Here is a 25,299-nt window from a genome sequence, read left to right as displayed (position 1 = left end):
GCGGGCTGCGAGGATGGGGGGATGAGCGCTCTGCACGATCCCGACCTCCGCGGCTTCGCCTCCGACAACTACTCCGGCGTGCACGAGGAGGTGCTCGCGGCGATCGCCGCGGCGAACGGCGCCCACCAGGTCGCCTACGGCGAGGACGTCTACACCGCGGAGCTGCAGCGCGTCTTCCGCCGCGAGTTCGGCGAGCAGGCCGAGGCCTTCCCCGTCTTCAACGGAACCGGGGCGAACGTGACCGGTCTGCAGTCGATGCTGCCCCGCTGGGGGGCGGTCGTCTCGGCCGGAACCGCGCACATCAACTCGGACGAGGGCGGGGCCCCCGAGAAGGTCGGCGGGATCAAGATCCTCACCGTCGAGAGCCCCGACGGCAAGCTCACGCCGGCGCTCGTGGACGAGCAGGCCTGGGGCTTCGGCGACGAGCACCGCGCCCAGCCGCTGGTCGTCTCGATCACGCAGTCGACCGAGCTCGGCACGGTCTACACACCGGAGGAGGTCCGCGCGCTGGCCGACCAGGCCCACGAACGGGGGATGCGGCTCCACATGGACGGAGCGCGGATCGCGAACGCCGGCGCGGCTCTCGGGCTGCCCCTGCGGGCCTTCACCAGCGACGCCGGAGTCGACGTGCTGTCCTTCGGCGGCACCAAGAACGGCATGCTGCTCGGCGAGGCGATCGTCGTGCTCGACCCCGAGGCGTCCAGCGGGCTGACGTTCCTCCGCAAGACCAACATGCAGCTATCCTCGAAGATGCGCTTCCTCTCGGCGCAGCTGCTCGCGATGCTCGGCGAGGACGGCGAGGCGGAGCCGCTCTGGCTGCGCTCGGCCCGGCACGCGAACGCGATGGCGGCACGGCTGCGCTCGCAGCTGGACGAGGCCGTGGCCGCCGGGCGGATCGCCGGGCTCGCCTTCACCCAGCCGACGCAGGCGAACGCGGTGTTCGCGACCCTGCCGGCGGGGGTCGCGGACCGGCTGCGCGCCGCCTACCGCTTCTACGACTGGAACCCGGCGACCGGCGAGGTGCGCTGGGTCTGCTCGTTCGACACGAGCGAGGACGACATCGACGCGTTCACGGCGGCGATCGAGCGCGAGCTGGCCGCGTGAGGGCGCGCGCCGTCGGGGCGGGGGCGGCGCTGCTCGTCGCGGCCGGCCTGCTCGCGGGCTGCACGGCGGCCGAGCCGGAGGCGAGCGGGACGGCGTCCGCGACCGCCTCTGCGACTCCTCCTGCCTCCGCGTCGCCGACCCCGAGCCGCTCCTCGGCGGCCCGGCTCGACTGCGACGCCCTGCTGCCGGTCGCGCGGGCGTCGAGCGCCCTCGGGATCGCGGCCGGCTCGCTCGAGGGCACGCGGGACGAGACGGTGCGCTCCTCGGCCGAGCTGATCCGCGAGTCGGCGCAGGAGAACGGCGGGCTGCTGACCTGCGCCTGGTACGAGGAGGACGGCACGGCGTCGATCACCGCCTCGGCCGCCGAGGACGCCGCGGACGCGTTCGCCGCGGCCGGTCTCTCCGGCGGAACGCGACTCGCGACCGACGTCGAGGCTTACAGCGCGTGCTCGGTCGAGATCTGCTCCGTCGATCTGCTCACGGGCTCGACCTGGGTGACGCTCGCGCTGACCGGCTCGCCGGCCGACGCCGACCTCGCGGCCCTCGCCACGGCGACCGCCGCGGCGGCCGGCGGTCGGCTCGACGAGCCGGTGACCGCCACCGCACCCGTCTGCGCCGAGGTGCTGACCGGCGAGCAGCTGGCCGCGACGGCCGGGCTCGTGGACGCGACCCCGGGGAGCGGGACCGAGGGCGTCGCTCCGTCGACCGCCTCCGCCGCGGCCGCCGCCCGCGCCGGCTACGCCTCGTGCACCTGGACCGACGCGACCAGCAGCAGCTACGCGGGTCTGAGCGTCGACGTGCTCCCGAACGGCGAGGACGGCTGGCGCAACCTCTCCCTGACGACCGGGCTCGCCGTCACGCTGACTCCGCTCGACGGTCTCGGCGACCGCGCGCTCTCGGGCTGCGGCGGCGGCTCGTGCGAGGTCGACGTGCTGGCCGACGACACGTGGTGGCGGGTGCTCGTGACGGGCGACGCGGCGCGCGCCGAGTCCGTGGCGCGCGCGGTCATCGCCGGCTGATCCCTTCCGCGAGATGCCACTTGTGCACACGTTTCACGGCGTGTCGCGTGCACAAGTGGCATCTCGCGGAAGAGAGGGGCGGTCAGGGGCGCCAGTAGTCGTAGTGCGAGGACTCGCGGCAGCCGAGGGACGCGTAGAGGCGGCGGGCGGCGGGGTTGTCGGCGAGCACCTGGATCCAGAGGCGGTCGGTGCCGCGGGCGGCGGCCTGCTCGAGCAGGGCGCGGAGGAGCGTGGCGGCGTGGCCGCGGCGGCGGGCGTCGGGGCGAGTGGCCAGCGCGAAGAGGCCGCACCAGGGCTCGCCGTCCTCGGCGGTCGCCCAGGCGAGCCGGCCGCAGGCGGCGGGGCCGCTCCCGTCCCGCAGCAGGGCGTAGGCCGAGTCGCAGCCCGCGAGGATCCGCTCGGCGATCCCGCGCTCGGCGTCGCCGCCGCGGCCGTCGACCGACCACCAGAGCGACAGCCACTCCTCACCGGGCGCGTCCGTCGTCTCGACCGGCTCCGCGGCCTCAGGGGCGGCGGGACCGAGCGCGGCGAGCGCCTCCGTCACGGAGCCGGTGAGGACGAGGGTGCGCTCGTGCCCGGCGTAACCGCGGCGGGCGAGCCGCTCGGGCAGGTCGGCGGGGAGCGTCGCGGGGCCGAGCTGGAAGAGCGGCGGGATCCCCCTCTCGCGCGCGAACTCCTCCGCTGCGGTGATCGCCTGGTCCACGTCCTCGACCGGACCGGAGGTGAGCACGGAGTTGGCGCGCTTCGTGACACCGCCGGCCGCGCGCAACTGCCAGCCACCGAGCGCGCGGCGCTCGAGGGGCGGCCAGGCGTCGGCGGCGAGTCGGTCGAGGAGGCGCGGTTCCATCCGTCCACGCTAGCGGCGGCCCGGAGCCGGGCCCGTCGGGTCGCGATCCGGCTCGGGGCGGGACCTCCGGCTCGCGAAGCCAGCTCCGGCTCGCGGAAACAGCTCCGGCTCGCCGGATCCGCGCGATCGGGCGAGCCGAGGCGGATCCTGCGAGCCGGAGCAGGTGCGGCCGCGAGCCGGAGCGCGCGGTGCAGGGGGAGCGGGGAGCTACATGTTGATCATGTGGCCCTTGAGGCCGTGGAAGCCCTCCTGGAGCGCCTCCGACAGCGTCGGGTGGGTGTGCACGTTGCGGGCCAGCTCGGTCGCCGTGAGGTCCCACTTCTGCGCGAGCGTGAGCTCCGGGAGCAGCTCGGACACGTCCGGGCCGATCATGTGGGCGCCGAGGAGCTCGCCGTACTGCTTGCTCGCGATGAGCTTGACGAAGCCGGTCGGCTCGCCGAGGCCGTGCGCCTTGCCGTTGGCCATGAACGGGAAGGTCGAGACGGTGATCTCGTGGCCCTCGTCGGTCGCCTGCTTCTCGGTGAGGCCGAAGGAGGCGATCTGCGGCTGGCAGAACGTGGCGCGCGGCATCATCCGGTAGTCGCCGAGGGTCTGGGTCTCGGCTCCGGCGATGGTCTCGGCGGCGACGACGCCCTGCGCCTCCGCGACGTGCGCGAGCTGCAGCTTGGCGGTGACGTCGCCGATCGCGTAGATGTGCGGGACGTTGGTGCGCATGTACTCGTCGATGCCGATGGCGCCGCGCTCGGTGACCTCGACGCCCGTCTTCTCGAGGCCGAAGCCCTCGACGCGGGGGACCCAGCCGATCGACATGAGGACCTTGTCGACCTCGAGGGTCGACTGCGTGCCGTCCTTGCCGGTGTAGGTGACGGTGACGTAGCCGTCCTTGTCGACGACCGACTCGACCTTGGTGGAGGTGAGGATCTCGACGCCGAGCTTCTTGTACTGCTTCTGGATCTCCTTGGAGACGTCCGGGTCCTCGTTGGGGAGGGCGCGGTCCATGAACTCGATGATCGTCACGTCGACGCCGTAGTTCTTCAGGACGTAGGCGAACTCCATGCCGATCGCGCCGGCGCCCACGATGGCCATCGTGTCGGGCAGCTCGCGGGTCATGATCTGGGTCTCGTAGGTGACGACGTTCTCGGAGAGCTCGACACCGGGGAGGAGGCGGACGCTCGCGCCGGTCGCGATGATCGCGTCGTCGAAGGTCAGCGACTCGGAGCCGCCCTTGGTGAGCTGCACGTCGAGGCCCTGGGGGCCGGTGAAGGAGCCGGTGCCGTCGAACTCGGTGATCTTGTTCTTCTTCATCAGGAAGTGGACGCCCTTGGTGCGTCCGTCCGCGACGGTGCGGCTGCGGTCGAAGGCCACGCCGAAGTCGAAGGAGACGTCGCCCGAGATGCCGAACTGCTTCGCCTGCGCGTGGAAGATGTGGGCGAGCTCCGCGTTGCGCAGCAGCGCCTTGGAGGGGATGCAGCCCACGTTGAGGCAGACACCGCCCCAGTACTTCTTCTCGACGATGGCGACGGACTTGCCGAGCTGGGCGGCACGGATCGCGGCCACGTATCCACCGGGGCCTGCCCCCAGGACGACGACGTCGAAGTGCTGGGCCATGGATGATCCTCCATCAGAGTGGTGAGTTGTCGCGCGCGGGGAAGCACGCCGCTCTCCAGGGTACCGTTCCGCACCGACAGGACCCCGTGCTCCTCCGTGGGCGAACGGCCGGTCGGCGCGACGAGCGGGAATGCCGGCGGAGCTCCTGCGGTTGGGTCCCTCGGGCGACGAGGCCCTCCCTGTTCAGCGATCTCCGGAGAGAAGCACCCCATGACCGACACCGCCACCCGCACCGCCTCGACCAGCGCCCCGATCCTGGACGTCCTCGCCGAGCGCTGGAGCCCCCGCTCCTACGACGCCTCCGCGGCGATCGCGGACGAGACGCTGACCGCGCTGCTCGAGGCCGCCCGCTGGTCCCCCTCGGCCGGCAACTCGCAGCCGTCGCGCTTCATCGTCGCGCGCCGCGGCACTCCGGAGTTCGACAGCATCGTCGGCACCCTCGTCGGCTTCAACGCCGCCTGGGCCGGCTCGGCCGCCGCGCTGATCGTCGCGCTCGCCGAGACGGTCGACGAGAAGGGCGAGGCGCGCCCGTGGGCCGTTTACGACCTCGGCCAGGCCGTCGCCCACCTCAGCGTGCAGGCGCACCACGAGGGGCTGCACGTGCACCAGATGGCCGGCTTCGACAAGGACGGGATCCGCACGGCGTTCGGCGTCGACGAGCGCTTCGACCCGGTGACCATCGCCGCCGTGGGCGTGCTCGCCGGCCCCGACGCGCTCGAGAACGACGTGCTCCGCGAGCGCGAGACCGCTCCCCGCACGCGCCTGCCGCTCGAGGAGCTCGTGCTCGTCCAGGCGTAGTCCGCTCCCCGAGGCCCCGTCGGCCGCCGCTCCGCGGTGCCGGCGGGGCCTTCGTCGTGCAGGGGTGCGCCTGTGTTACTCCGCGTGTCGTCGCGGCCGCCGAGGGATCGGCGCTCGTCCGTACGATCGGACGGTCCGCCCGCACGCCCCGCCTCGGAGCCCTCATGACCGGAACCCCCGCCCGCACGAGCCTGGCCTTCGACGCCGCGCTCGGCCAGTCGGCGTTCCCGGTGCGCTTCGACGGGGTCGGCCGCACCTTCGCCCCGGGCGCTCCCGTCCTGGCCGACGTCTCGCTCGACGTGCGCGCCGGCGAGGTCATCGCGATCCTCGGCCCGAGCGGCTGCGGCAAGTCGACGCTGCTGCGGATCGCCGCCGGCCTGGACACGGCGAGCGCCGGCACGGTGCTGATCGACGGGTCGTCGGTCTCGGGGATCGACCCGCGCTGCGCGGTCGCTTTCCAGGAGCCGCGCCTGCTGCCCTGGCGCTCCCTCGCGGCGAACGTCGCGCTCGGGCTTCCGCGCGGCACCTCGCGCGAGGCGGGCCGCACCGCCGTCGACGAGCTGCTCTCGCTCGTCGGCCTGACCGCGCACGCCGGCTCCCGGCCGCGCGAGGTGTCCGGCGGGATGGCGCAGCGCGCCTCGCTCGCCCGCGCGCTCGCCCGCAACCCGGGCGTGCTGCTGCTGGACGAGCCGTTCGGCGCGCTCGACGCGCTGACCCGCCTGCGGATGCAGGACCTGCTGCTCGAGGTGCACGCGGCCGCCCCCGCCACGATCCTGCTCGTCACCCACGACGTCGATGAGGCGCTGCAGCTGGCCGACCGGATCGTGCTGCTCGGCCGCGACGAGCCGGGCGGCGTCTCACGCATCCGGCAGATCATGACGGTCCCCGGTGCACGGCCCCGCGACCGCGGTTCCGCCGAGCTCGCCGAACGGCGGGTCGAGCTGCTCGAGGGGCTCGGGATCGAGCGGCACTAGGCCACTCCGCCCCTCCTCCCTCTCCTCCCCAGGCGCCGATCTCGCCCTCCGTCCACGGATCCCACCGCTCGCGGACATCCCGTCCGTCCGCTCCCGCACACTCGTCCCACTCCCCCACCGCACCGAAGTCGAGGCCCCCATGTCCTTCCCGTCGTTCAGCACCTCCCCGCTCACCCGCCGCACCGCGCTCGCGGGCCTGCTCACCGCCGCCGCGGTCCCGCTCCTCGCGGGCTGCGTCCAGGGCGAGGGCGGCGGCGGCGCGGCCGCGGCGCCCGCCGCCTCCGACGGCTCGACCGCGAAGACCCAGGGCGGCACGCTGACGCTCGACTTCGCGACCTACAACCCGCTGAGCCTGGTCATCAAGGAGAAGGGCTGGCTCGAGGCCGCCCTCGCCGAGCAGGACGTCACGGTCACCTGGGTGCAGTCGGCCGGCTCGAACAAGGCCAACGAGGCCCTGCGCGCCGGGGCGATCGACGTCGGCTCGACCGCCGGGTCGGCCGCGCTGCTCGCGCGCTCGAACGGCTCGCCGATCAGGACGATCGACATCTTCTCGCAGCCGGAGTGGTCCGCCCTCGTCGTGCCCGCCGGCTCGGCGATCACCAGCGTCGAGCAGCTCGCCGGCAAGCAGATCGCGGCCACCAGCGGCACCGACCCCTACTTCTTCCTGGTGCAGGCGCTCGAGGCCGCCGGCCTGAGCATCGACGACGTCACCGTGCAGAACCTGCAGCACGCCGACGGCTGGGCCGCGCTGCAGAACGGCTCGGTCGACGCGTGGGCCGGACTCGACCCGATCATGGCGGGCGCGGAGGCGGCCGGGGCGACCCTGCTCTACCGCAACGTCGACTTCAACTCCTACGGGCTGCTCAACGCCACCGAGAGCTTCCTCGCGGCCAAGCCCGACCTCGCGCAGACCGTCGTGAACGCCTACGAGCACGCCCGCGCCTGGGCCCTGGAGAACCAGGAGGAGACGGCGAGCATCCTCGCGTCCGTCGCCGGGCTCGACGTCGCCGTGGCGACCACGGTGATCACCGAGCGCAGCAACCTCGACGTCGACAACGTGCCCGGCTCGGCCCAGACCGACGTGCTCGCCATCATCGGCCCGATCTTCGTCGCGAACGGCGACGTCGCCTCGCAGGAGCAGGTCGACGCGGCCCTCGACTCCCTGATCGACGACAGCTACGCGACGGCGGCCGATCCGTCCGCGATCGCCTGACGGCGCTCCTGACGCCCGCACCACCCCCGCACGACGGCACCGAACCACGACAGACCGACCCGCGACAGCACCGACCGCGACACCGACCGAGGAGACGACGATGGCGACACGCGACGACGAGACCGTGACCGACGCCGACCTCGTGCGCCGGAGCACCGGGCTCGTGCAGGCGCCGGGTGCGGTCGGCACCGCCGTGGTCGGTCCGAGCGTCGAGGCCTCGCAGAAGCGGATCCGCGACGACGAGGCGGCGCACGCCCGGCCGCTCACCTCGCGGCGCTGGTTCCTGGTCGTCGGCGGGGCGATCCTCCCGGTGCTGCTGCTCGCGGCCTGGCAGATCGTCACCACCACCGGGATGGTGTCGGTCTCAATGTTCCCGTCGCCGGCGATGGTCTGGGCGGCGGCGGTCGATCTCGCGCAGCGCGGCGACCTCGGGCAGGACGTCGCGATCTCGACCCAGCGGGTGCTGATCGGCTTCGGCCTCGGCTCCGCGCTGGGGCTGCTGGTCGGCGCGCTCTTCGGGCTCTCGCGGGTGTGGGAGGTCGTGCTGGCACCGACGCTCGGCGCGATCCGCGCGGTGCCGTCGCTGGCCTGGGTGCCGCTGCTGCTGCTCTGGATGGGGATCGGCGAGGAGTCGAAGATCACGCTGATCACGATCGGCGCGTTCTTCCCCGTCTTCACCACCGTCGCGACAGCCCTCGGCCACGTCGACCGGCAGCTCGTCGAGGCGGGCCGGGCGTTCGGGCTCTCCGGCGTGCGGCTGTTCACCGCGGTGCAGCTGCCGGCCGTGATCCCCTCGGTGATCGCCGGGCTGCGCCTCGCGCTCGCGCAGTCGTGGCTGTTCCTGGTCGCCGCCGAGCTGATCGCCTCGTCGATGGGCCTGGGCTTCCGCCTGACCGACAGCCAGAGCAACGGGCGGATCGACCGTGTCTTCCTCGCGATCATCCTGCTTGCCGTGCTGGGCAAGCTGACCGACTCGATCGTGGGCGTGTTCCAGCGCTACGCGATCCGGAAGTGGGCGTGAGGATGACCGGCACGGCGCGTCCCGCGACCAGCACGACCACCGGCACGACGACCACGGAGGCCCGCCGATGAGCGAGACGATCGCGAACCTGCTCGAGGAGTCCCGCCGCTTCCCGGCGCCCGAGGCCTTCGCTGCGCAGGCGAACGTCGGCCCCGGCGAGCACGCCCGCGCCGCCGCCGACCCGGTGGCGTTCTGGGAGGAGGCCGCCCGGCGCCTGGACTGGGTCGAGCCCTGGCACACCGCGCACCGCTGGGAGCCGGCCGTCCCGCAGGAGGACGGCACGCTGTCGGTCCCGCGCGCGACCTGGTTCGAGGGCGGCACGCTCAACGTCGCCGTCAACTGCGTCGACCGGCACGTCGACGCGGGCCGCGGTGACAAGACCGCCCTGCACTTCGAGGGCGAGCGCGGCGACCGGCGCTCGATCAGCTACGCCGAGCTGCAGCGCGACGTCGCCCGCGCCGCGCACGCGCTCACCGCACTCGGCGTCGGGAAGGGCGACCGCGTCGTCGTCTACCTCCCGGTGATCCCCGAGACCGTCGTGATCACCCTCGCCATCGCGCGGATCGGCGCGATCCACTCCCTCGTCTTCGGCGGCTTCTCGGCCGAGGCCGTGCGCTTCCGCGTCGAGGACACCGGCGCGAAGCTGCTCGTCACCACCGACGGCCAGTTCCGGCGCGGTGTCGCCGTGCCGGTGAAGGCGAACGCCGACCACGCGGTCGCCGGCGTCGCGTCGATCGAGCACGTGCTCGTCGTCCGCCGCACCGGCGACGAGACGCCGGACCTCCCCTGGACCGAGGGCCGCGACATCTGGTGGCACGACGTCGTCGACGCGCAGCCCGACGTGCACGAGGCCGAGGCCTTCGACGCCGAGACGCCACTGTTCATCATCTACACCTCGGGTACGACCGGGAAGCCGAAGGGCCTCGTGCACACCAGCGGCGGGTACCTCACCCAGGCCTCCTGGACGCACTGGGCCGTGTTCGACGCCAAGCCGGACGACGTGCACTGGTGCACCGCCGACCTGGCCTGGGTCACGGCGCACACCTACGAGATCTACGGACCGCTCTCGAACGGGCTCACCCAGGTGATCTACGAGGGCACCCCGAACACCCCGCACACCGCGCGGCACTTCGAGATCATCGAGCGCTACGGCGTCACCGTCTACTACACGGCGCCGACGCTGATCCGGACGCTGATGACCTGGTTCCCGGAGGGCGTCCCCTCCGAGTACGACCTCTCGAGTCTGCGCCTGCTCGGCACGGTCGGCGAGTCGATCAATCCCGAGGCCTGGGTGTGGTTCCACGAGCGGATCGGCGGCGGGCGCTGCCCGATCGTCGACACCTGGTGGCAGTCCGAGACGGGCGCGGCCGTGATGTGCCCGCTGCCGGGCGTCTCGACGCTCAAGCCGGGCTCCTCGCTGGGCGCCCTGCCCGGCCTCGGCGCCCTCGTCGTCGACGAGGCGGGCGACCGGGTGCCGAACGGGTCCGGCGGCTACCTCGTGGTGGACCGCACCGGCCCGGCCCTCGCCCGGACGGTCTGGGGGAACCCGGAGCGGTACCGCGACTCCTACTGGGCCCGCTACGCCGACCGCGGCTACTTCTTCTCCGGCGACGGCGCGAAGTACGACGCCGACGGCGACATCTGGGTGCTCGGCCGGGTCGACGACGTCATCAACGTCTCGGGGCACCGGCTCTCGACCATCGAGATCGAGTCGGCGCTCGTCGCGCACCCGGCGGTCGGCGAGGCCGGCGTGGTGGGCGTCGAGGACGCGACGACGGGCCAGGCCATCGCGGCGTTCGTGATCCCCTCCGACGAGGCGATCGACCGCGCGGAGGAGGATCCGGCCTACTGGACCGCGCTCGAGGCCGACCTCTCGCAGGTGCTGCGCGAGCACGTCGCGACAGCGATCGGGCCGATCGCGAAGCCGCGCGACGTGGTCGTCGTCCCCGACCTGCCCAAGACCCGCTCGGGCAAGATCATGCGCCGCCTCCTCGGCGACATCCGCGACGGCCGCGCCCTCGGCGACGTCACGAGCCTCCAGGACGACACGGTCCCGGAGCGGATCGCCCGCATCGTCGCCGCGCGCGGCTGACCCGGGCTCAGCGCAGCGCGGCTGCCGCTGCAGCGACACGATCGAGGAGCGCCGCACGCAGATCGTCGACGAACTCCGGGTCCATCGCCCGCAGCGCCGGGTCCGAGCAGAGTGCACGGATGTGGTCCGGTGCTGCGGCGACGAGCTCGGTGATCCGGTCTCCGAAGCGGTCGGGGTCCAGATCACGCGCCGCGGCTTCCGTCCGCCACTCGAGTCCTCCGATCTCGGCGAGCCGGTACGTGCCGGCCACCTTCTGCGCCAACCGCATGCGCTCCGGCCGGTACCGGTCGTACGGGGTCAGTGTGGCGATGTCGTAGAGCGGTGCGAGGGCGATCTGCCGTCCCGACAGCAGGACGGAGTAGTTCTTCGCATGGGCGTCGGGCGCCGCGATCAGCCAGTTGAAGGCGACGCCGAGGAGCAGCCGCTCGATCGCGCGCTGCGCCTCGTCCCTCGGCAGCTGCCTGCGGAGAAGCGCCGCCATGCGTCCCAGTCCGGGGCCGCCGTCGTCCTCGTACTTCTGGGACGGCATGACGGAGAGCGCCTGGCAGAAGTCCTCCTGGTGGATCCGGCGCAGGCCACGCGCGCTCCCTTCCGGCGGACGGGCTTCCGCCAGGCGCAGACGGTCGTACCGCTCGACGACGACCGCGGTCTCGCCGTCGAACCGATCGATGCGGGAGCGCGCGGCTACCAGCCCCAGGCGCGCGGCGAGCGTGAGGCATACGTGCTCATTCACAGCGCTTCCCCGGAACTCCGGGATCCCCGGCTTGACGATGTGCGTCGTCGGCGTCGCGCCCGTCGGCAGGGCCCACGCATCGTCTTCTCGCAGCAGGCCGAACTTGGCCTGGGCGCCGCCGAGACTGAACCGACCGTCGCGATCGTCGAACGTCCATCTGCTCGGATCCGCGTTCATTGCACGGATCTGCGCTCCGATCTGCGCATCGCTGAGCCGGGAGAGGCCGCCGTGACGCTCGAAGGTCGCCTCGTTCTCCGGACGCACGAACTGCACGGCTCCCGCGCAGTCGAGCCCGTAGTGCTGGAGCAGGGTGAACGGATTGTGCTCGTCGGCCTGCGGCCGGGCGTCGAGCGCCCACCGCCGGAGCGTCTCGGCGTTGTCGGGCAGGAGCCCCCAGAGGAAGGGCTCGACGGCCTCGGGCCCGTACTCCCGCGGGCCGACAGGCAGCGAGAGGGACAGCGGCGTGGGCGTGCGGCGCGCCAGGTACGGCCGGTCGTAGCGGAACGTCGACGACCGGACGTCGCATCCGAGCACTCCGGCACGGACACCGTCGACGAAGACGAGGAGCTGCCGCGTCACGTGGATGCTCCGTCCGTGAATCCGCGGAGGTACGCCTGAAGGTCGAGACCGGCCGGCTCCTCCGTCCGCTGGTGGGCGTCCTCGGGGGCGAAGACGTCCGCCTCGAGTCCGAGCTCGAGGAGGACGCGGAGGACCGCGGCCAGAGCCGCTCGTTCCTTGCCCTGCTCGATCGCGACGATCGACTGTCGGGAGAGACCGGCTCGGTCGGCCAGGTCCTGCTGGGTGCAGCCGAGCTGTCGACGCCGTGCTCGGATCACCGCGCCGATGTCCTCGGCGGTGCGAACCACTGACATGTGCCGCTCCTTCCTTCACGATGCTGCGCCGGGGGCGCGTGTCCATGATCGTTGTCACCGGGAATTATGTCTACGTTCTGCGACATATCAAGAATGTCGCGAGACGGCGACATTCCCTGCTTGGGGGATCCTGCAGCTCGCGCAATGGGCCCCATTGCATGCTGATCGAGTTCTCCGCGCAGCGGGCGTATCGAGCGGAGGGGGCGCCTCCGGCGCCACCGCAGGGCGGGGAAGAGGCCGACGTGCATGTGGTGGGTGGGTCTCGATACGCCCCTGCGGGGCTGCTCGACCAGCATGCGTGTGTGCAGGCGGGGCTGCTCGACCCGCAGGACGGCGTGCGCCGCCCGAGGCTTGCGGTCGCCTGCGAAGCGGGGCGGGGCGGGGCGGGGCGGGGGCATCGGGAGTAGCGTTGTCGCGTGCGCGATGTCCAGCAGCGAATCATCTCCGAGCTCCACGTCTCCCCCTCCGTCGACCCGGCCGCCGAGGTCGAGCGGCGCAGCGGCTTCCTCGCCGACTACCTCCGGCACACCGGGGCCAAGGGCCTCGTGCTCGGCATCAGCGGCGGGCAGGACTCGAGCCTGGCCGGCCGGCTCTGCCAGCTCGCGGTCGAGCAGGTGCGCGCGGAGGGCGGCGACGCCTCCTTCATCGCGGTGCGGCTGCCCTACCGGGTGCAGGCCGACGAGGAGGACGCGCAGCTCGCGCTGACCTTCATCCGGCCCGACCGCCAGGTGACCTTCGACATCCACGCCGGGGTCGACGGCATCGCCTCCGCGTTCGGCGACGCGGTCGGCGAGCCGATCTCGGACTTCGTCAAGGGCAACGTCAAGGCGCGCGCCCGGATGGTCGCGCAGTACGCGATCGCCGGCCAGGCGGGCATGCTCGTCGTCGGCACCGACCACGCGGCGGAGGCGGTGACCGGCTTCTTCACGAAGTTCGGCGACGGCGGCGCCGACGTCCTGCCGCTGACCGGCCTGACCAAGCGCCAGGGCCGCTCGCTGCTCGTGCACCTCGACGCCCCGGCCCGCCTCTACGAGAAGGCGCCGACCGCCGACCTGCTCGACGAGAACCCGGGCCAGACCGACGAGTCGAACCTCGGCCTGGTCTACGCCGACCTCGACGAGTACCTCGAGGGCGGCGACGTCGCGACCGAGGTCGCCGAGGCGATCGAGGCCCGGTACCAGGCGACCGAGCACAAGCGGCAGGTGCCGCTGTCGATGTTCGACGACTGGTGGCGCGCCTCCGCCATGTACACGCCCGGCAACCACTGACGGCTCAGCACGCGTCTTGGGACCCCTCGAGGATTGCGGTCGCGTCAGCATCAGATTTGCGAGCGAGTAGGACCTTGTCCCTGGAGCGGTTAACCGCGAATCCTTCAGGCTCTGAGCAGGATGGGTTCGGCCGCACCCTTGTCCGCTGTCAGCACTGGTGAACGCGAACGACGATATTCTCCGGATCGAGTTCCTGGCTCTCACAACCGCCGTCGCGGAGCCATCCAGACCGCGATCTCATGTCGCGCCGCCACCGTTCGACGTGGGTCATAATAACAGCATGGACCGCGTCGACTGGAACCGAATAGAAGAAAAAACATTTAACGACCTAATTGAGGCGCTCCTGATCGCCGAATACCATCAAGGTGAAAAGATTGCCGAGGTGCTCAGCGGGCGCGGAGGGGACGGGGGCATCGATGTAGACGTCCGGGATGCATCAGATCGGAAACTGAGGCGCATTTTTCAACTCAAGTTTTTCCCTGGTGGTTTTTCAGGCGGATTTACAGCGCGGCGGCGACAGATAAAGAAGTCACTCGACACGGCGATTGAGAAGGAAAACCCGCCAGCTTGGACACTTGTGACTCCCACAAATGTCACCGCCGGGGAGCGAAAAGCCGTACTGGCAATGCGACACGGAAGGACGCTTCGGATCGACTTCTTCGGACCCGCTCAATTGGACATTCTTCTAGCAAAGCACCCCGCGATTCACGACTATTTCACACGAGATCGCGATCTTCGACTGCTTAAGGAACTGAATCGCCAGTCCGCTTTCCTGGCAAAGCCAAATGACCTGGACTCCGAAGTTAAACTTCTACAAAAGAAGCTGGACGGTCGAAGTGCTTTTTGGGGCACAGCTTTAACAACTGCGCCGGACGGGTCGCGAACTTTCACCACATACGCCAAGCACCCACAAGCTCATGAAAGGGAGCCGCTTTCGATTTCTTTCGGCCTGCGGTTCGGGGAAGAGGACGATCAGCTGAAAGAGAAATTCACGGATATTATGACCTTCGGTGCATCAGAAGCGGTGTCACTACCTGGACGTATAGTCGAACACTTCAGAACGTTGGGGCCTGAATGGTTCGCCGACGAATATACTGACACCGCAGAACTTCGGATTTATTCTGTTAACGGCTTAGAGGAGCCTCTAAAGCTCCGCGTAGCGACGATCGGAGCAGAAGGAATCGAGCTTGCGGCTACAAGTGGCAACCTAACAAGTAGTTACGCGGGCTCTGGTGGCATAAGTGCCACAGTCGTACTCCCCGGCCTAAAGCTGCACTGGAAGTTTCGATCAGACGGAGAGCCAGAAGGCGCGATCAAATTCGTATTCGATGCTATCGGCCAGCGCGCATCTGCCCTTCGCCGCACGATTCGACTCCTAGATTCTCTCTCCGACGCCACCTCCCTTCAGCTGAAGCAGCCCAACGAAGACCCGGTTGCGGTATCTCTGCATGGCGAGGCTCCTCCAGAAGAAATCGCGCCTCTTCGGCAGTTTGTCGGAGACCTTGTGCAGCTCGAGCGACACTTCGACCTAGATCTAGAAATTCCTGAAGGTGGCTTCAACGATTCTGATCGCGTGTGGGCCAGAATCATGTGTAATCTTCTAGACGGTAAACCAACGTCGCTATATCGCCACGAGTCGCTTACCGTGGAGCTATCTGGAGTTTTCGATGATGCCTTTGCGCGTCTACTTGCAGGGAGCGCCGCGCTAGGATTCGAGATTTCTAATTGGAGCATCAGCTTATTCGGCCAGGAATTGCGGTTGCGTAATGTCAGGGTCTACCACCCACTTCTGGAAGCAGACGATAGTGAGAACGTTTTAGAGGCTTTGCGCGAAGGGAAGGCCGCTGGACGAAAAGTCGTGTTCCGCGGGAAAGAAAATACGCCTTTCACAATCTATTCAGAAGAGTTTCTTGCACCCGATGGGATTATAAACGCGCATCCTTGGGGAGTGCTCGGCGTTCCTGAGCATCCTGGCCTTGAACACCTCCCGCATCGGAAACGATAGGCAGTCCGTTTCGTATGCACTCATGAGACTTGAACTCCCGTCAGCCGCTACTCCGCCAGCCCTAGGGATTTTCAGTCGGTTGCGCTCAGCCGACAGGGGCCGGACGACTACAAGTTCACGCAGGGATCAGTCCGCGGCGCGCGCGTTGTAGACGAGCACGTCCCCCGCGTCCACGTGCGCGCGATAGGCGCGGAAGACCTCGAGCGCCTCGTCGCGGAGCACGCCGTCGACGACCTCGATGCCGCGCGCCTCGAACTGCGCGGCCCAGTCCTCGCGCATCGGGCCCTCGTCGAAGGTGGAGATCTCCTCCAGCTCCGGGCCGGACCCGGCGACGACCAGCCGGCGCACGCCCGACCACAGCGTCGCTCCGTAGCACTGCACGCAGGGCCGCCAGTTGACGACCAGCTCGTGCGCCGGCAGGCCCTCGCCGCCCAGGTCCCACGAGCCGAGCGCGGTCTGCGCGAGACCGAGCGCGGTGACCTCCGCGTGGCCGGAGGAGACCCCGCTGCCCAGGACGACGTTCACGCCGACCGAGACCACGCGACCGGAGTCGCGCTCGACGACGATCGCCGCGAACGGGCCGCCGTTGCCCTCGCGGAAGTTGCGATCGGCGAGCGCGTGCACGAGGGCCATGCGGTCCTCGCGCTCGGGCAGGTACTCGGGGACGTCGCGCACGGCGTCCTCGATCCAGGCGGGCAGGGCGATCTCGTAGCGGGTGGCGAGGCGGTCGATGTCCATGCGTCCATGCTCCCATCCGGCGCAGCGGCACCCCGCACGGCCCGATCCGCCGTCCGGTCGGGCCCGGATCGCGGGCCCTCAGACGCCCAGGGCCCTCCCGAGAGCGGCCGCCTTCGCCGCCCAGAACCGCTTCGCCACGCCGGTGCGGGAGAAGAGCGCGTCGAAGCCGTGGAACGCGCCGTCGACGATCTCGAGCTCGCAGGGCACTCCCGCGGCGCGGAGCCGCTCCGCGTAGCGGACGTCCTCGTCGTGGAAGAGGTCGAGGGTTCCGACGCCGATCCACGCGGGCGGGAGGCCCGAGAGGTCGTCCCGGCGGGCGGGCGCGGCGTACGGCGAGACGTCGGGGCCGCCGGGCTCCGCGCCGAGGTAGGACGTCCAGCCGAAGCGGTTGCTGCCCGGCGTCCAGACGCGGACACCGCGGAGCGCCGGCCCAGGACGGGTGACGGTGCGGTCGTCCAGCATCGGGTAGACCAGCAGCTGGAAGGCGGGCTGCGCTCCCCCGCGGTCGTGGGCCAGGAGGGTCGCCCCCGCGGCCAGGCCGGCGCCCGCGCTCGCGCCGCCCAGCGCGATCCGCTCGGGGTCGACGCCGCGCTCGTCGGCGTGCGCGGCGAGCCAGTGGAACGCGGCCAGCACGTCCTCGAGGGCGGCGGGTGCCGGGTGGGCGGGGGCGAGCCGGTAGCCGACCGAGAGGACGGTGACGCCGAGGGTGCGGGCGAAGGCGATGTTCGACGCCTCGTCGTCGAAGCGGCTGCCGAGCACCATGCCGCCGCCGTGCACCCAGACCAGCGCGGGCGCGGCCCCGCGGAGGGTGCGCGGACGGTAGCTGCGGACCGGGACCGGGTGGCCGTCCGGTCCCGGGATCTCGAGGTCCTCGACGAGCAGGTCCGGCGGTGCCTCCCCGCCGACGGCGGTGCGTCGGGTGGCCAGGCGGAGCAGCCGCGGACCGAGCACGATCGGCGGGACGAAGCGGCCGAGCGCGAGGTCGGGGTGGAAGCGCGGCGCGGCGCCGCGCGCGGACCCGCTCATGCCCGCGGGTCCGAGACGAGCGGCAGCACGTCGTCGTAGTGGCCGGGCACGACCGCCGGCTCGACGTCGTAGACGCGCACCGCGTCGCCCTCCTCGCCGTGCGCCGGCGGCCAGGGCAGATCCTCGCCGCGCACGAAGGCCACCAGCTCGGCGTGCATCACCGTGGCGAGCGCCGCGGGCGGGTCCTCGCCCAGCACGCGGGCGGTCGCCTCGGCGTCGAGGTGGTCGAAGAAGAACGGCAGGTCGAGGCAGTGCGACGCGCCGCCGGTCGCGGGCGAGAGCCGGTCGAAGGCGTAGAGCCAGGTCGGCGCCGGGCCTGCGGCACGGTTCCGTGCCGCCTGCAGCACCGCGCGGCGGAAGAGCAGGTCGGTCGTGCGGGGCGCCGCCCCGGGCTCGCGCTGGAGGCGCGGGCTGTCGAACTCGTCGGCGGTCGCCCCGATCAGGAGCGGCTTGTCGAGGCCGGTCGTCGCGGTCGCCGCGGACACGGGCAGGGGCAGGAGCGCGTCGCCCGAGACCGGCGCGAAGACGATCGCGTGACCCGAGCCGGGCATCATCGTGAGCGCGGCGGTCTCGGAGAGCCCGTCCTGGTCGAGCGAGGCCAGCCCGGCGCGGGTGGGCTCGACGCCGAGGCCGTGCGCGAAGGCGGCGAGCTGCTCCTCCGCCTCCTCGAGCGGGACGCTGCGGTCGGTCGGCGAGATCGCGACGGCGCGCGCGAAGAGCTGCTGTGCCGCGGCGCAGCCGAGCAGGGTCAGCACGGCGCCGCCGCCCGCGGACTGGCCGGCGATCGTGACCCGCCCGGGGTCGCCGCCGAATGTGCGGATGCTCTCGCGGACCCACTCGAGGGCGGCGAGCCAGTCGCGGACGCCGCGGTTCGCGTCGCCCTCGACGACGCCGAAGCCGTCGACCCCCAGCCGATAGGCGGCCGTCACGACGATCACGCCGTCGCGCGCGAAGGCCGAGCCGTCGTGCCAGTCGCTCGAGGCCGCTCCGGTGACGTAGCCGCCGCCGTGCAGGTAGACGAGCACCGGGAGCGGGCCGGCCGGCTCGGCCGGGGCGAACACGCTCAACGTCAGCGTGTCCTCGCCCGGGATCGAGTGCTCGGGGATGGTCGTGAACTCGAAGGGGCGGCCGCGCTGAGGGGTCGCGCCGTACGCGTCCGCCTCGAAGACTCCGTCGAACGGCGCCCGCGGCTCGGGCGCGCGGAACCGGCGGTCGCCCACCGGCGCCTGTGCGAAGGGGACGCCGAGGAACCGGGCGACGCCGTCCTCCGCGACTCCGGCGACGACGCCGCGGGGCGTCTCGACCTCGATGCGCACGACCGGCTCCCGCTACGGCCGCACGAGGGTCTTGATCGCGCGGCGCTCGTCCATCGCGGCGTACGCCTCGGCGATCTCCTCGAGCGGCAGCTCCAGGTCGAAGACGAGACCCGGCTCGATCGCGCCGCTCAGCACGTCGGGCAGCAGCTCCGCCATGTAGCCGCGGACCGGCGCGACGCCGCCGTTGACGCCGACGTTCGAGCCGAACATCTGGCGCACGGGCAGCTCCGGCCCTCCGTTGGGGACGCCGACGTAGCCGACCATGCCGCCGGGGCGCGCCGAGTCGAGCGCCTGCTGCATCGACTCCTTGGTGCCGACGCACTCCAGGACGCAGTCCGCGCCGATGCCGTCGGTGAGCTCGCGGACGCGGGCCACGCCCTCGTCACCGCGGGTGTCGACGATGTGGGTCGCGCCGAAGCGGGTGGCGAGCGCCTGGCGGGACTCGTGCCGCGACATCGCGATGATCGTGGTCGCGCCGAGGCGCTTGGCCGCGAGCACGGCGCAGAGGCCGACCGCGCCGTCGCCGACGACCGCGACCGTGGAGCCCGCGGTGACGCCGGCCGAAACGGCGGCGTGGTGACCGGTGCCCATCACGTCGGCGAGGGTGAGCAGGCTCGGGATCAGCTTCGGGTCGACGTCGGTGCCGACCGGGAAGAGCGTGCCGTCGGCGAGCGGGACGCGGACCTTCTCGCCCTGCGCACCGTCGGCGAAGCCCTGCTCGCCGACCTCGGCGCCCCACCAGCCGCCGGTGAGGCAGGAGGTCGAGACGCCGTTGGCGCAGTTCGCGCAGGTGCCGTCGCAGACGTAGAAGGGGGCGATCACGAAGTCGCCGACCGCGATGTCGTGCACGTCGTCGCCGATCTCCTCGACGACGCCGACGAACTCGTGGCCGATGCGGTGCGCCTCCTTCGTCGGGGTGACGCCGCGGTAGGGCCAGAGGTCGGAGCCGCAGACGCACGCGGCGGTGACGCGGACGATCGCGTCGCGACCGGTCGAGAGCACGGGGTCGGGCACCTCCTCGAGTCGGACGTCGCGCTCGCCGTGGATGATCGTTGCTCGCATGAGGACTCCTGCTCGAGAGGGGGTGGGGGCTCGTCCACGGTACGCCGCTCGCGCGGAACGACAGGTGCCGGGCCAGGGGCTTGCACGAACGTCCGCGCGCGCTACGGCGGCGCGTCCCGCCAGCCGTCGGCGCCGACGACGACGTGCGCGACGAACCGCAGCCCGCAGGCCGCGCACGCCTCGGCGAGCGCCCGGGTCGCGGCGAGATCGGAGGGGAGGACGTCCGCCGCGCCCGCGTGGCTGTGCGCGAGGCCGACGCCGGCCGCACCGCGCGCCAGCACCTCGGCGAGGATCTCGGCGACCGGCACCTCCGCGTGGGTGGGCGGTCCGTCGGCGAGGGCGATCACGTCGCGCACGGCTCCGGCGGCGGTCAGCGCGACGGCGAGCACGGTCTCGGTCGGCCGTGCGGCGAGCAGCGGCGTCACCAGCTCGGCGAGACCGGCCGCGTCGACGACGCGCGCGGCGCGGCCGGCGCGGTTCATCCGGCGCCGCAGCTCGAAGGACGCGACGATGCGGCAAGCGGCGACCTCGCCGACGCCGCGCTGGCGGACGAGGTCGGCGACGCCCGCGCGCGACACCGCGTCGATGCCGCCGAAGCGCGCGAGCAGACGCTGCGCGACGACCGTGGCGTTCGCCCCGCGGACCCCGCTGCCGATCAGCACGGCGAGCGTCTCCGCGTCGGTCAGCGCCTCCGGACCGCGGGCGCGGAGCCGCTCGCGCGGCCGCTCCTCGGGCGCGAGGTCGGCCATGCGCGCGCCGGCGGCGGGAGAGGGGGCGTCCATGGGCGGGACGCTACCCGCCGACGCGACCCCGGCGAGGCGCCCGGGCGACGACTGTGGACGGACCGCCCGCGATCGCCCCCTGTGGAGGAGCGACCCTCGCGCATCCCTCCCGCGAGTCCTCAAAAGTTGCGGTAGTGGCGCGCGACTACCGCAACTTTTGAGGAATGGGAGAGGAGCCTCGCCCGGCCTACGGCGTCGTGAGGCCCGCGGAGACCAGCAGGCCGTCCGGGCCCGCGTCGACGAGCACCACGTCGCCGTCGCGGATGGAGCCGTCGAGGAGGGCCGTCGCCAGCCGGTCGTCGATCTCCTGCTGCATCAGGCGGCGCAGCGGGCGGGCGCCGTACTGCGGGTCGTAGCCGCGCTCGGCCAGCCAGCCGCGGGCGGCGGGCGTGACGGCGAGGTCGAGACGCCGCTCCGCCAGCCGGCGCGAGAGCCGGTCGACGTAGAGCGAGACGATCTCGCCGAGCTCGGTGCGGTCGAGCGCCTCGAACACGACGATGTCGTCGAGCCGGTTCACGAACTCGGGCTTGAAGGCCTGGCGCACCATCTGCTGCACCGCCTCCACCTTCTGCGGGCGGGTCAGCGACTGGTCGACCAGGAACTGCGAGCCGAGGTTCGAGGTGAGGATGAGGATCGTGTTGCGGAAGTCGACCGTCCGCCCCTGGCCGTCGGTGAGCCGGCCGTCGTCGAGCACCTGCAGCAGCACGTCGAAGACCTCGGGGTGCGCCTTCTCGATCTCGTCGAGCAGCACGACCGAGTACGGCCGGCGGCGCACCGCCTCCGTCAGCTGGCCGCCCTGCTCGTAGCCGATGTAGCCGGGAGGGGCGCCGACGAGCCGCGAGACGGCGAACTTCTCGCCGTACTCCGACATGTCGATGCGCACCATCGCCTTCTCGTCGTCGAAGAGGTGGTCGGCGAGCGCCTTCGCCAGCTCGGTCTTGCCGACGCCGGTCGGTCCGAGGAAGAGGAAGGAGCCGGTGGGCCGGTCGGGGTCGGAGACGCCCGCGCGGGTGCGGCGGACGGCGCCGGCGACGGCCGAGACCGCCTCGTTCTGGCCGATCAGGCGCCGGTGCAGCTCGGTCTCGAGGTGCAGCAGCTTCTCGGTCTCGCCCTGCATCAGCCGGCCGACGGGGATGCCGGTCCAGGCGGCGATGACCGCGGCGATGTCGTCCGAGGTGACCTGCTCGTTGACCATGCGGCCCTCGGCCGGCTGCTCCTCCTGCTCGGCGGCCGCGAGCTCGCTCTCGGCGGCGGGGATGTCGCCGTAGAGCAGGCGCGAGGCGCGCTCGAGGTTGCCCTCGCGCTGGGCCCGCTCGGCCGCGATCCGGAGCGCGTCGAGCCGGTTCTTGAGATCGCCGATGCGGTTGAGGGAGGCGCGCTCGCGCTCCCAGCGCTGCTGCAGCTCGGCGAGGTGCGCGCCGCGGCGGGCGAGGTCCTCGCGCAGCGTCTCCAGCCGCGCCTTCGAGGCCTCGTCCTTCTCCTTCTTCAGCGCGAGCTCCTCGAGCTTCAGCCGGTCGACGGAGCGGCGCAGCTCGTCGATCTCGACCGGCGCGGAGTCGATCTCCATCCGCAGGCGCGACGCGGCCTCGTCGATCAGGTCGATGGCCTTGTCCGGCAGCTGGCGCGCGGTGATGTAGCGGTTGGACAGCGAGGCGGCGGCGATCAGCGCGGAATCGGCGATCGCGACCTTGTGGTGCGCCTCGTAGCGCTCCTTCAGCCCGCGGAGGATGGCCACCGTGTCCTCGACCGTCGGCTCGCCGACGAAGACCTGCTGGAAGCGGCGCTCCAGGGCCGCGTCCTTCTCGATGTACTGCCGGTACTCGTCGAGCGTCGTGGCGCCGATCATCCGCAGCTCGCCGCGGGCCAGCATCGGCTTGAGCATGTTCGCCGCCGCCACCGAGCCCTCGCCGCCGCCGGCGCCCATCAGGGTGTGCAGCTCGTCGATGAAGGTGATGATGCGGCCACCGGAGTCGTTGATCTCGGCGAGGACGGCCTTCAGCCGCTCCTCGAACTCTCCGCGGTACTTCGCCCCCGCGATCAGCGCGGAGAGGTCGAGGCTGACGAGCCGCTTGCCCTTGAGGCTGTCGGCGACGTCGCCCGCGACGATCCGCTGCGCGAGCCCCTCGACGACCGCCGTCTTGCCGACGCCGGGCTCGCCGATGAGCACCGGGTTGTTCTTGGTGCGACGCGTGAGCACCTGGCTGACGCGGCGGATCTCGGCGTCCCGTCCGATGACCGGGTCGAGCTTGCCGCTCGCCGCGATCGCGGTCAGGTCGACGCCGTACTGCGCGAGCGCGGACGACTCGTCCTGCTGGGGTGTCCGACCGGCCTGCATCTGCATCTCCTCCTTGCGGTTCGAAAGTTGAGTTCGGGTGACTCAAGTTTACGCCCGTCGGAGCCGCCGCGGGGGAGGCGGCGACTTCTCGAGGAGACGGCGCCGCGGTCAGGCGGTGAGGCGCCCGTCGCCGAGGCCGCCGCGGAGGGAGCCGAGCGCGTCGCGGAGGACCGCGCGCAGCCGCGACTCGCGGACGCCCGTGAGCGCGGCGATCTCGGGCTGGGAGTAGCGGCCGGCCACGGCGAGCAGCAACAGCTCGCGATCCGGGCAGGCCAGTGCGAGGAGCCCCTCGGCGAGAGGGCGGCGCGAGCCCTCCCGGGAGGAGCCGAGCGTCTCGCAGAGCACCTCGAGCAGCCAGAGCACCGGCTCCGGGGCGCGGGCGCCCTCCCGGGCACGGCGCCAGACCGCGGCGAAGGCCTCGGTGCAGAGCCGGTCGCGCGTGGAGGCATCGGCGTGCACCGTGGCGATCGAGGCGGAGAAGAGTCCGCCGAAGCGGTCGAACAGCTCGGCGAACGCGGCACGGTCACCGGTCGCGACGGCCCGGAGCAGGCGCGCGGCCGTCTCGGCCAGGGCAGGGCGGACCCGCTCCGCGCTCGCGTCGTCGCTGTCTGCATGCATCTGCACAGAGTGTCACTGGAACGCGGACCGGGGCACTGCTTGCGATCACACCCGTCAGGGGGTAGCGGCCCCGCACCGCGCTCCCCCGCCACGGCTCCGCGCTCTCCTGCGGCGGCCCGCCGGGGATCACCGGCCTCACGGTCGCGAAGAACGACACGGGGCCCGGATCGGTCTTCGGCGCGCACGGGCGGGCCTGGCGGCGGTGATCGCCCCGACACTCCCGATCGGCGTGCTGACGCCGGGATGTCGAGCTGATGCGGCGCGGAGGGGTGCTCACGCGCCAGCCTCCCGCGCACGCGTGCTGCGAGTCCGGAGAGGTCACTACCGTCCTTCGGATGAGCATCTGGACGCGACCCGCATCCGACCGTCGACCGTCGCGAGCGTGCTCGGCACTCCTCGTCGCTCTGACGCTCCTCGCCTCCCTCGTCGCACCCCTGGCGGAGGCGACACCGGCGCGGGATCCCGCGGCCGCCGCGCAACCGCACCGCGTGGACGTCCGGAACCCCGGTGCTGCGGGCCTGACCCTGCGGCACCCGTACTCCGCCCAGCCCTACACGGTCGTCGAGGTGTCCCCCGGCATCGGGGTGACGAACCGGTTGTCCCCTACGAGCGGGACACTGTTCGCGTCCGACGGGACGCTCCTGAGCGATGACCGGTTCCAGCTGCTCGTGAATCGCGTCTCGGACGTCATCGACCTGATCCGTACGACCCCCACGGGGAACGCGGCGCTGAAGGCGATCCCGAATCTCCTCGGACCGTCGGCGAAGGGCGTCTGGACGGTGCCGCGTCCGAACGGAGCCCAGGGGCGCACGTCCGCGGTGCAGATCGTGTTCGCCGAGGGAGCCGACACGGCTGCAGGCGCGAACGGTGAGCAGGCCGTGGCGGAGGGGCCGGCCGGCTCGGGGAGCATGATCGTCCTGGGCAGGGGGACCTGGTCCGACACGGACGCCGGCGACTACGCGTGGTTCGACCCCGAGACGGGAGCGGCGAGGATCGTGAGGCCCGTGGAGTCGGTGCAGCACGAGCTGATGCACGCCATCGCCGATCTCGGCGGGGGGACTCCGGCGATGCGCTCCGTCGACGTTCCGACCGCGGCCTGGCGGGAGTGGCCGGTCGCCGGCGCCGCCGACGCGACCGCCATCGTCGAGGTCGCCCTCGCTGAGCTGTTCACGCAGGGAGGCCCGCTCGGGCTGACGGCGGCGCGGGAAGCGCTGACCTCACCGGGTCCGTCGGGGGCGGCGCCGGAGTTCACGACGGAGGAGTTCCCCTCGATCGCCGTCGACCCGTGGATGCTGCGCGCCAACCGGTACGCGACGGACCGGTTCCTCGCCGCCGATACTCCGAGCTTCGAGCGGGAGGGATGGCTGAGAGCCGCTGCCGCTCGGTTGAGCATCGCGATCCGTCCGCCGACGGAGGCCACCTTCTCGCGGGAACGGGGCGTGCCGGGACGTCCCGAGTACCAGCCCAGCACCGTCCACGTCGACGGCGGGAACCACACGCTGATCCCCCTCTCGATCACCGGCGGTTCGACGCCGTGGGAAGCGCCGGACCTCCGTCAGTGGCCCGGCGTCGCGCCGGCCCATGGGACGTGGGAGACACCGCATCTGACTGCACCGACCGTCCCGTCCGAGAACACCCCGGGCGGCTCCGCCGCTCCCGGCGGATCGGCGGACTCCGACGACGGCCTGCCCCGAGTCCACTGCGCTGCGTGCTCGGCGACCGGCGGCCGTCTGCTGTCGGCTGAGGATGCGGCGGCCTTCACGGCGCGGGTGGCGGCGGAGGTGGGGTCGGCGTTCGAGGGTCCGCGGGCGGTGCAGCGGCGGGTGCTGGCGGATCCGGTGGGGGATGCGATCCGGCAGGTGCACGGG

General features: G+C 71.9%; 21 protein-coding genes. 10 read left to right on the top strand and 11 right to left on the bottom strand.

Translation table 11 applies throughout. The annotated features are described in order from the left end of the window. The first annotated feature begins 21 nt into the window (after positions 1 to 21). A complete protein-coding gene (locus EDF35_RS19750) occupies positions 22 to 1,104 on the top strand; it encodes a beta-eliminating lyase-related protein (RefSeq protein ID WP_123734249.1) in 1,083 nt (360 codons plus the stop codon). Beyond that, a complete protein-coding gene (locus EDF35_RS19745; protein WP_133963571.1) occupies positions 1,101 to 2,123 on the top strand; it encodes a hypothetical protein in 1,023 nt (340 codons plus the stop codon). Before EDF35_RS19750 ends, EDF35_RS19745 begins: the two co-directional genes overlap by 4 nt. A gap of 82 nt (positions 2,124 to 2,205) precedes the next feature. Here the strand turns inward: EDF35_RS19745 and EDF35_RS19740 are convergent, their stop codons facing one another. Together EDF35_RS19740 and lpdA are read right to left on the bottom strand one after the other, a co-directional pair. Beyond that, complete coding sequence (locus EDF35_RS19740) at positions 2,206 to 2,970, bottom strand: GNAT family N-acetyltransferase (RefSeq protein ID WP_133963570.1); 765 nt, start codon at positions 2,968 to 2,970, stop codon at positions 2,206 to 2,208. A gap of 207 nt (positions 2,971 to 3,177) precedes the next feature. Further along, entirely contained in the window at positions 3,178 to 4,578 is a 1,401-nt protein-coding gene (gene lpdA, locus EDF35_RS19735) for a dihydrolipoyl dehydrogenase (protein WP_123706034.1), read from the bottom strand. Positions 4,579 to 4,788: 210 nt separating this feature from the next. Here lpdA and EDF35_RS19730 point away from each other — a divergent pair, with 210 nt between their 5' ends. The 5 genes from EDF35_RS19730 (at position 4,789) to acs (ending at position 10,676) form a co-directional block, all read left to right on the top strand. After that, entirely contained in the window at positions 4,789 to 5,376 is a 588-nt protein-coding gene (locus tag EDF35_RS19730) for a nitroreductase family protein (protein WP_133963569.1), read from the top strand. 164 nt (positions 5,377 to 5,540) lie between these two features. Next, positions 5,541 to 6,350, top strand: a complete 810-nt coding sequence (locus EDF35_RS19725; protein ID WP_123447155.1) for an ABC transporter ATP-binding protein — start codon at positions 5,541 to 5,543, stop codon at positions 6,348 to 6,350. Between the two features lie 139 nt (positions 6,351 to 6,489). After that, positions 6,490 to 7,563, top strand: a complete 1,074-nt coding sequence (locus tag EDF35_RS19720) for an aliphatic sulfonate ABC transporter substrate-binding protein (protein WP_133963568.1) — start codon at positions 6,490 to 6,492, stop codon at positions 7,561 to 7,563. A 100-nt stretch (positions 7,564 to 7,663) separates the two neighbouring features. Continuing rightward, positions 7,664 to 8,584: an ABC transporter permease gene (locus EDF35_RS19715; RefSeq protein WP_133963567.1), complete on the top strand. Its 921-nt coding sequence runs from the start codon at positions 7,664 to 7,666 to the stop codon at positions 8,582 to 8,584. A 67-nt stretch (positions 8,585 to 8,651) separates the two neighbouring features. Then, positions 8,652 to 10,676, top strand: coding sequence for an acetate--CoA ligase (gene acs / locus EDF35_RS19710; RefSeq protein WP_133963566.1), 2,025 nt, complete (start codon positions 8,652 to 8,654; stop codon positions 10,674 to 10,676). A gap of 7 nt (positions 10,677 to 10,683) precedes the next feature. Here the strand turns inward: acs and EDF35_RS19705 are convergent, their stop codons facing one another. Together EDF35_RS19705 and EDF35_RS20975 are read right to left on the bottom strand one after the other, a co-directional pair. Then, a complete protein-coding gene (locus EDF35_RS19705; RefSeq protein ID WP_243840071.1) occupies positions 10,684 to 11,682 on the bottom strand; it encodes a HipA domain-containing protein in 999 nt (332 codons plus the stop codon). 302 nt (positions 11,683 to 11,984) lie between these two features. Continuing rightward, positions 11,985 to 12,281 (bottom strand): helix-turn-helix domain-containing protein, encoded by a 297-nt coding sequence (locus EDF35_RS20975; RefSeq protein WP_123706040.1) that lies wholly within the window; start codon positions 12,279 to 12,281, stop codon positions 11,985 to 11,987. A 416-nt stretch (positions 12,282 to 12,697) separates the two neighbouring features. Between EDF35_RS20975 and nadE the strand changes: the two genes are divergently transcribed. Together nadE and EDF35_RS19695 are read left to right on the top strand one after the other, a co-directional pair. Beyond that, positions 12,698 to 13,549, top strand: coding sequence for an ammonia-dependent NAD(+) synthetase (nadE, locus tag EDF35_RS19700; protein WP_133963564.1), 852 nt, complete (start codon positions 12,698 to 12,700; stop codon positions 13,547 to 13,549). 280 nt (positions 13,550 to 13,829) lie between these two features. Then, positions 13,830 to 15,554, top strand: a complete 1,725-nt coding sequence (locus EDF35_RS19695; RefSeq protein ID WP_133963563.1) for a hypothetical protein — start codon at positions 13,830 to 13,832, stop codon at positions 15,552 to 15,554. Positions 15,555 to 15,680: 126 nt separating this feature from the next. Here the strand turns inward: EDF35_RS19695 and EDF35_RS19690 are convergent, their stop codons facing one another. The 7 genes from EDF35_RS19690 to EDF35_RS19660 all read right to left on the bottom strand — a co-directional run bounded on the left by EDF35_RS19690 (position 15,681) and on the right by EDF35_RS19660 (position 23,431). Continuing rightward, positions 15,681 to 16,292 (bottom strand): nucleoside deaminase, encoded by a 612-nt coding sequence (locus EDF35_RS19690; RefSeq protein WP_185020568.1) that lies wholly within the window; start codon positions 16,290 to 16,292, stop codon positions 15,681 to 15,683. 78 nt (positions 16,293 to 16,370) lie between these two features. Then, entirely contained in the window at positions 16,371 to 17,318 is a 948-nt protein-coding gene (locus EDF35_RS19685; RefSeq protein WP_133963562.1) for an alpha/beta hydrolase fold domain-containing protein, read from the bottom strand. Continuing rightward, entirely contained in the window at positions 17,315 to 18,634 is a 1,320-nt protein-coding gene (locus EDF35_RS19680; RefSeq protein WP_133963561.1) for a carboxylesterase family protein, read from the bottom strand. The genes EDF35_RS19685 and EDF35_RS19680 overlap by 4 nt, the downstream gene beginning before the upstream one ends. Before the next feature lie 12 nt (positions 18,635 to 18,646). Next, positions 18,647 to 19,696, bottom strand: a complete 1,050-nt coding sequence (locus EDF35_RS19675) for a zinc-dependent alcohol dehydrogenase family protein (protein WP_133963560.1) — start codon at positions 19,694 to 19,696, stop codon at positions 18,647 to 18,649. A gap of 101 nt (positions 19,697 to 19,797) precedes the next feature. Next, complete coding sequence (locus tag EDF35_RS19670; protein ID WP_123706045.1) at positions 19,798 to 20,478, bottom strand: UPF0758 domain-containing protein; 681 nt, start codon at positions 20,476 to 20,478, stop codon at positions 19,798 to 19,800. A 187-nt stretch (positions 20,479 to 20,665) separates the two neighbouring features. Beyond that, the gene (locus EDF35_RS19665) at positions 20,666 to 22,813 is read right to left on the bottom strand and encodes an AAA family ATPase (protein ID WP_123734306.1); all 2,148 of its coding nucleotides are present in this window, start codon (positions 22,811 to 22,813) and stop codon (positions 20,666 to 20,668) included. Between the two features lie 108 nt (positions 22,814 to 22,921). Further along, positions 22,922 to 23,431, bottom strand: a complete 510-nt coding sequence (locus EDF35_RS19660) for a hypothetical protein (RefSeq protein WP_133963559.1) — start codon at positions 23,429 to 23,431, stop codon at positions 22,922 to 22,924. Positions 23,432 to 23,766: 335 nt separating this feature from the next. Between EDF35_RS19660 and EDF35_RS19655 the strand changes: the two genes are divergently transcribed. After that, on the top strand, positions 23,767 to 25,299 hold a 1,533-nt coding region (locus tag EDF35_RS19655; RefSeq protein ID WP_133963558.1), incomplete at its 3' end, for a hypothetical protein.

It is taken from the genome of Rathayibacter sp. PhB151 (genome assembly GCF_004366415.1).
GTDB lineage: Bacteria > Actinomycetota > Actinomycetes > Actinomycetales > Microbacteriaceae > Rathayibacter > Rathayibacter festucae.
Note: the sequence above shows the minus strand (reverse complement) of the source record. Positions and strands in the feature narration are given on the sequence as shown.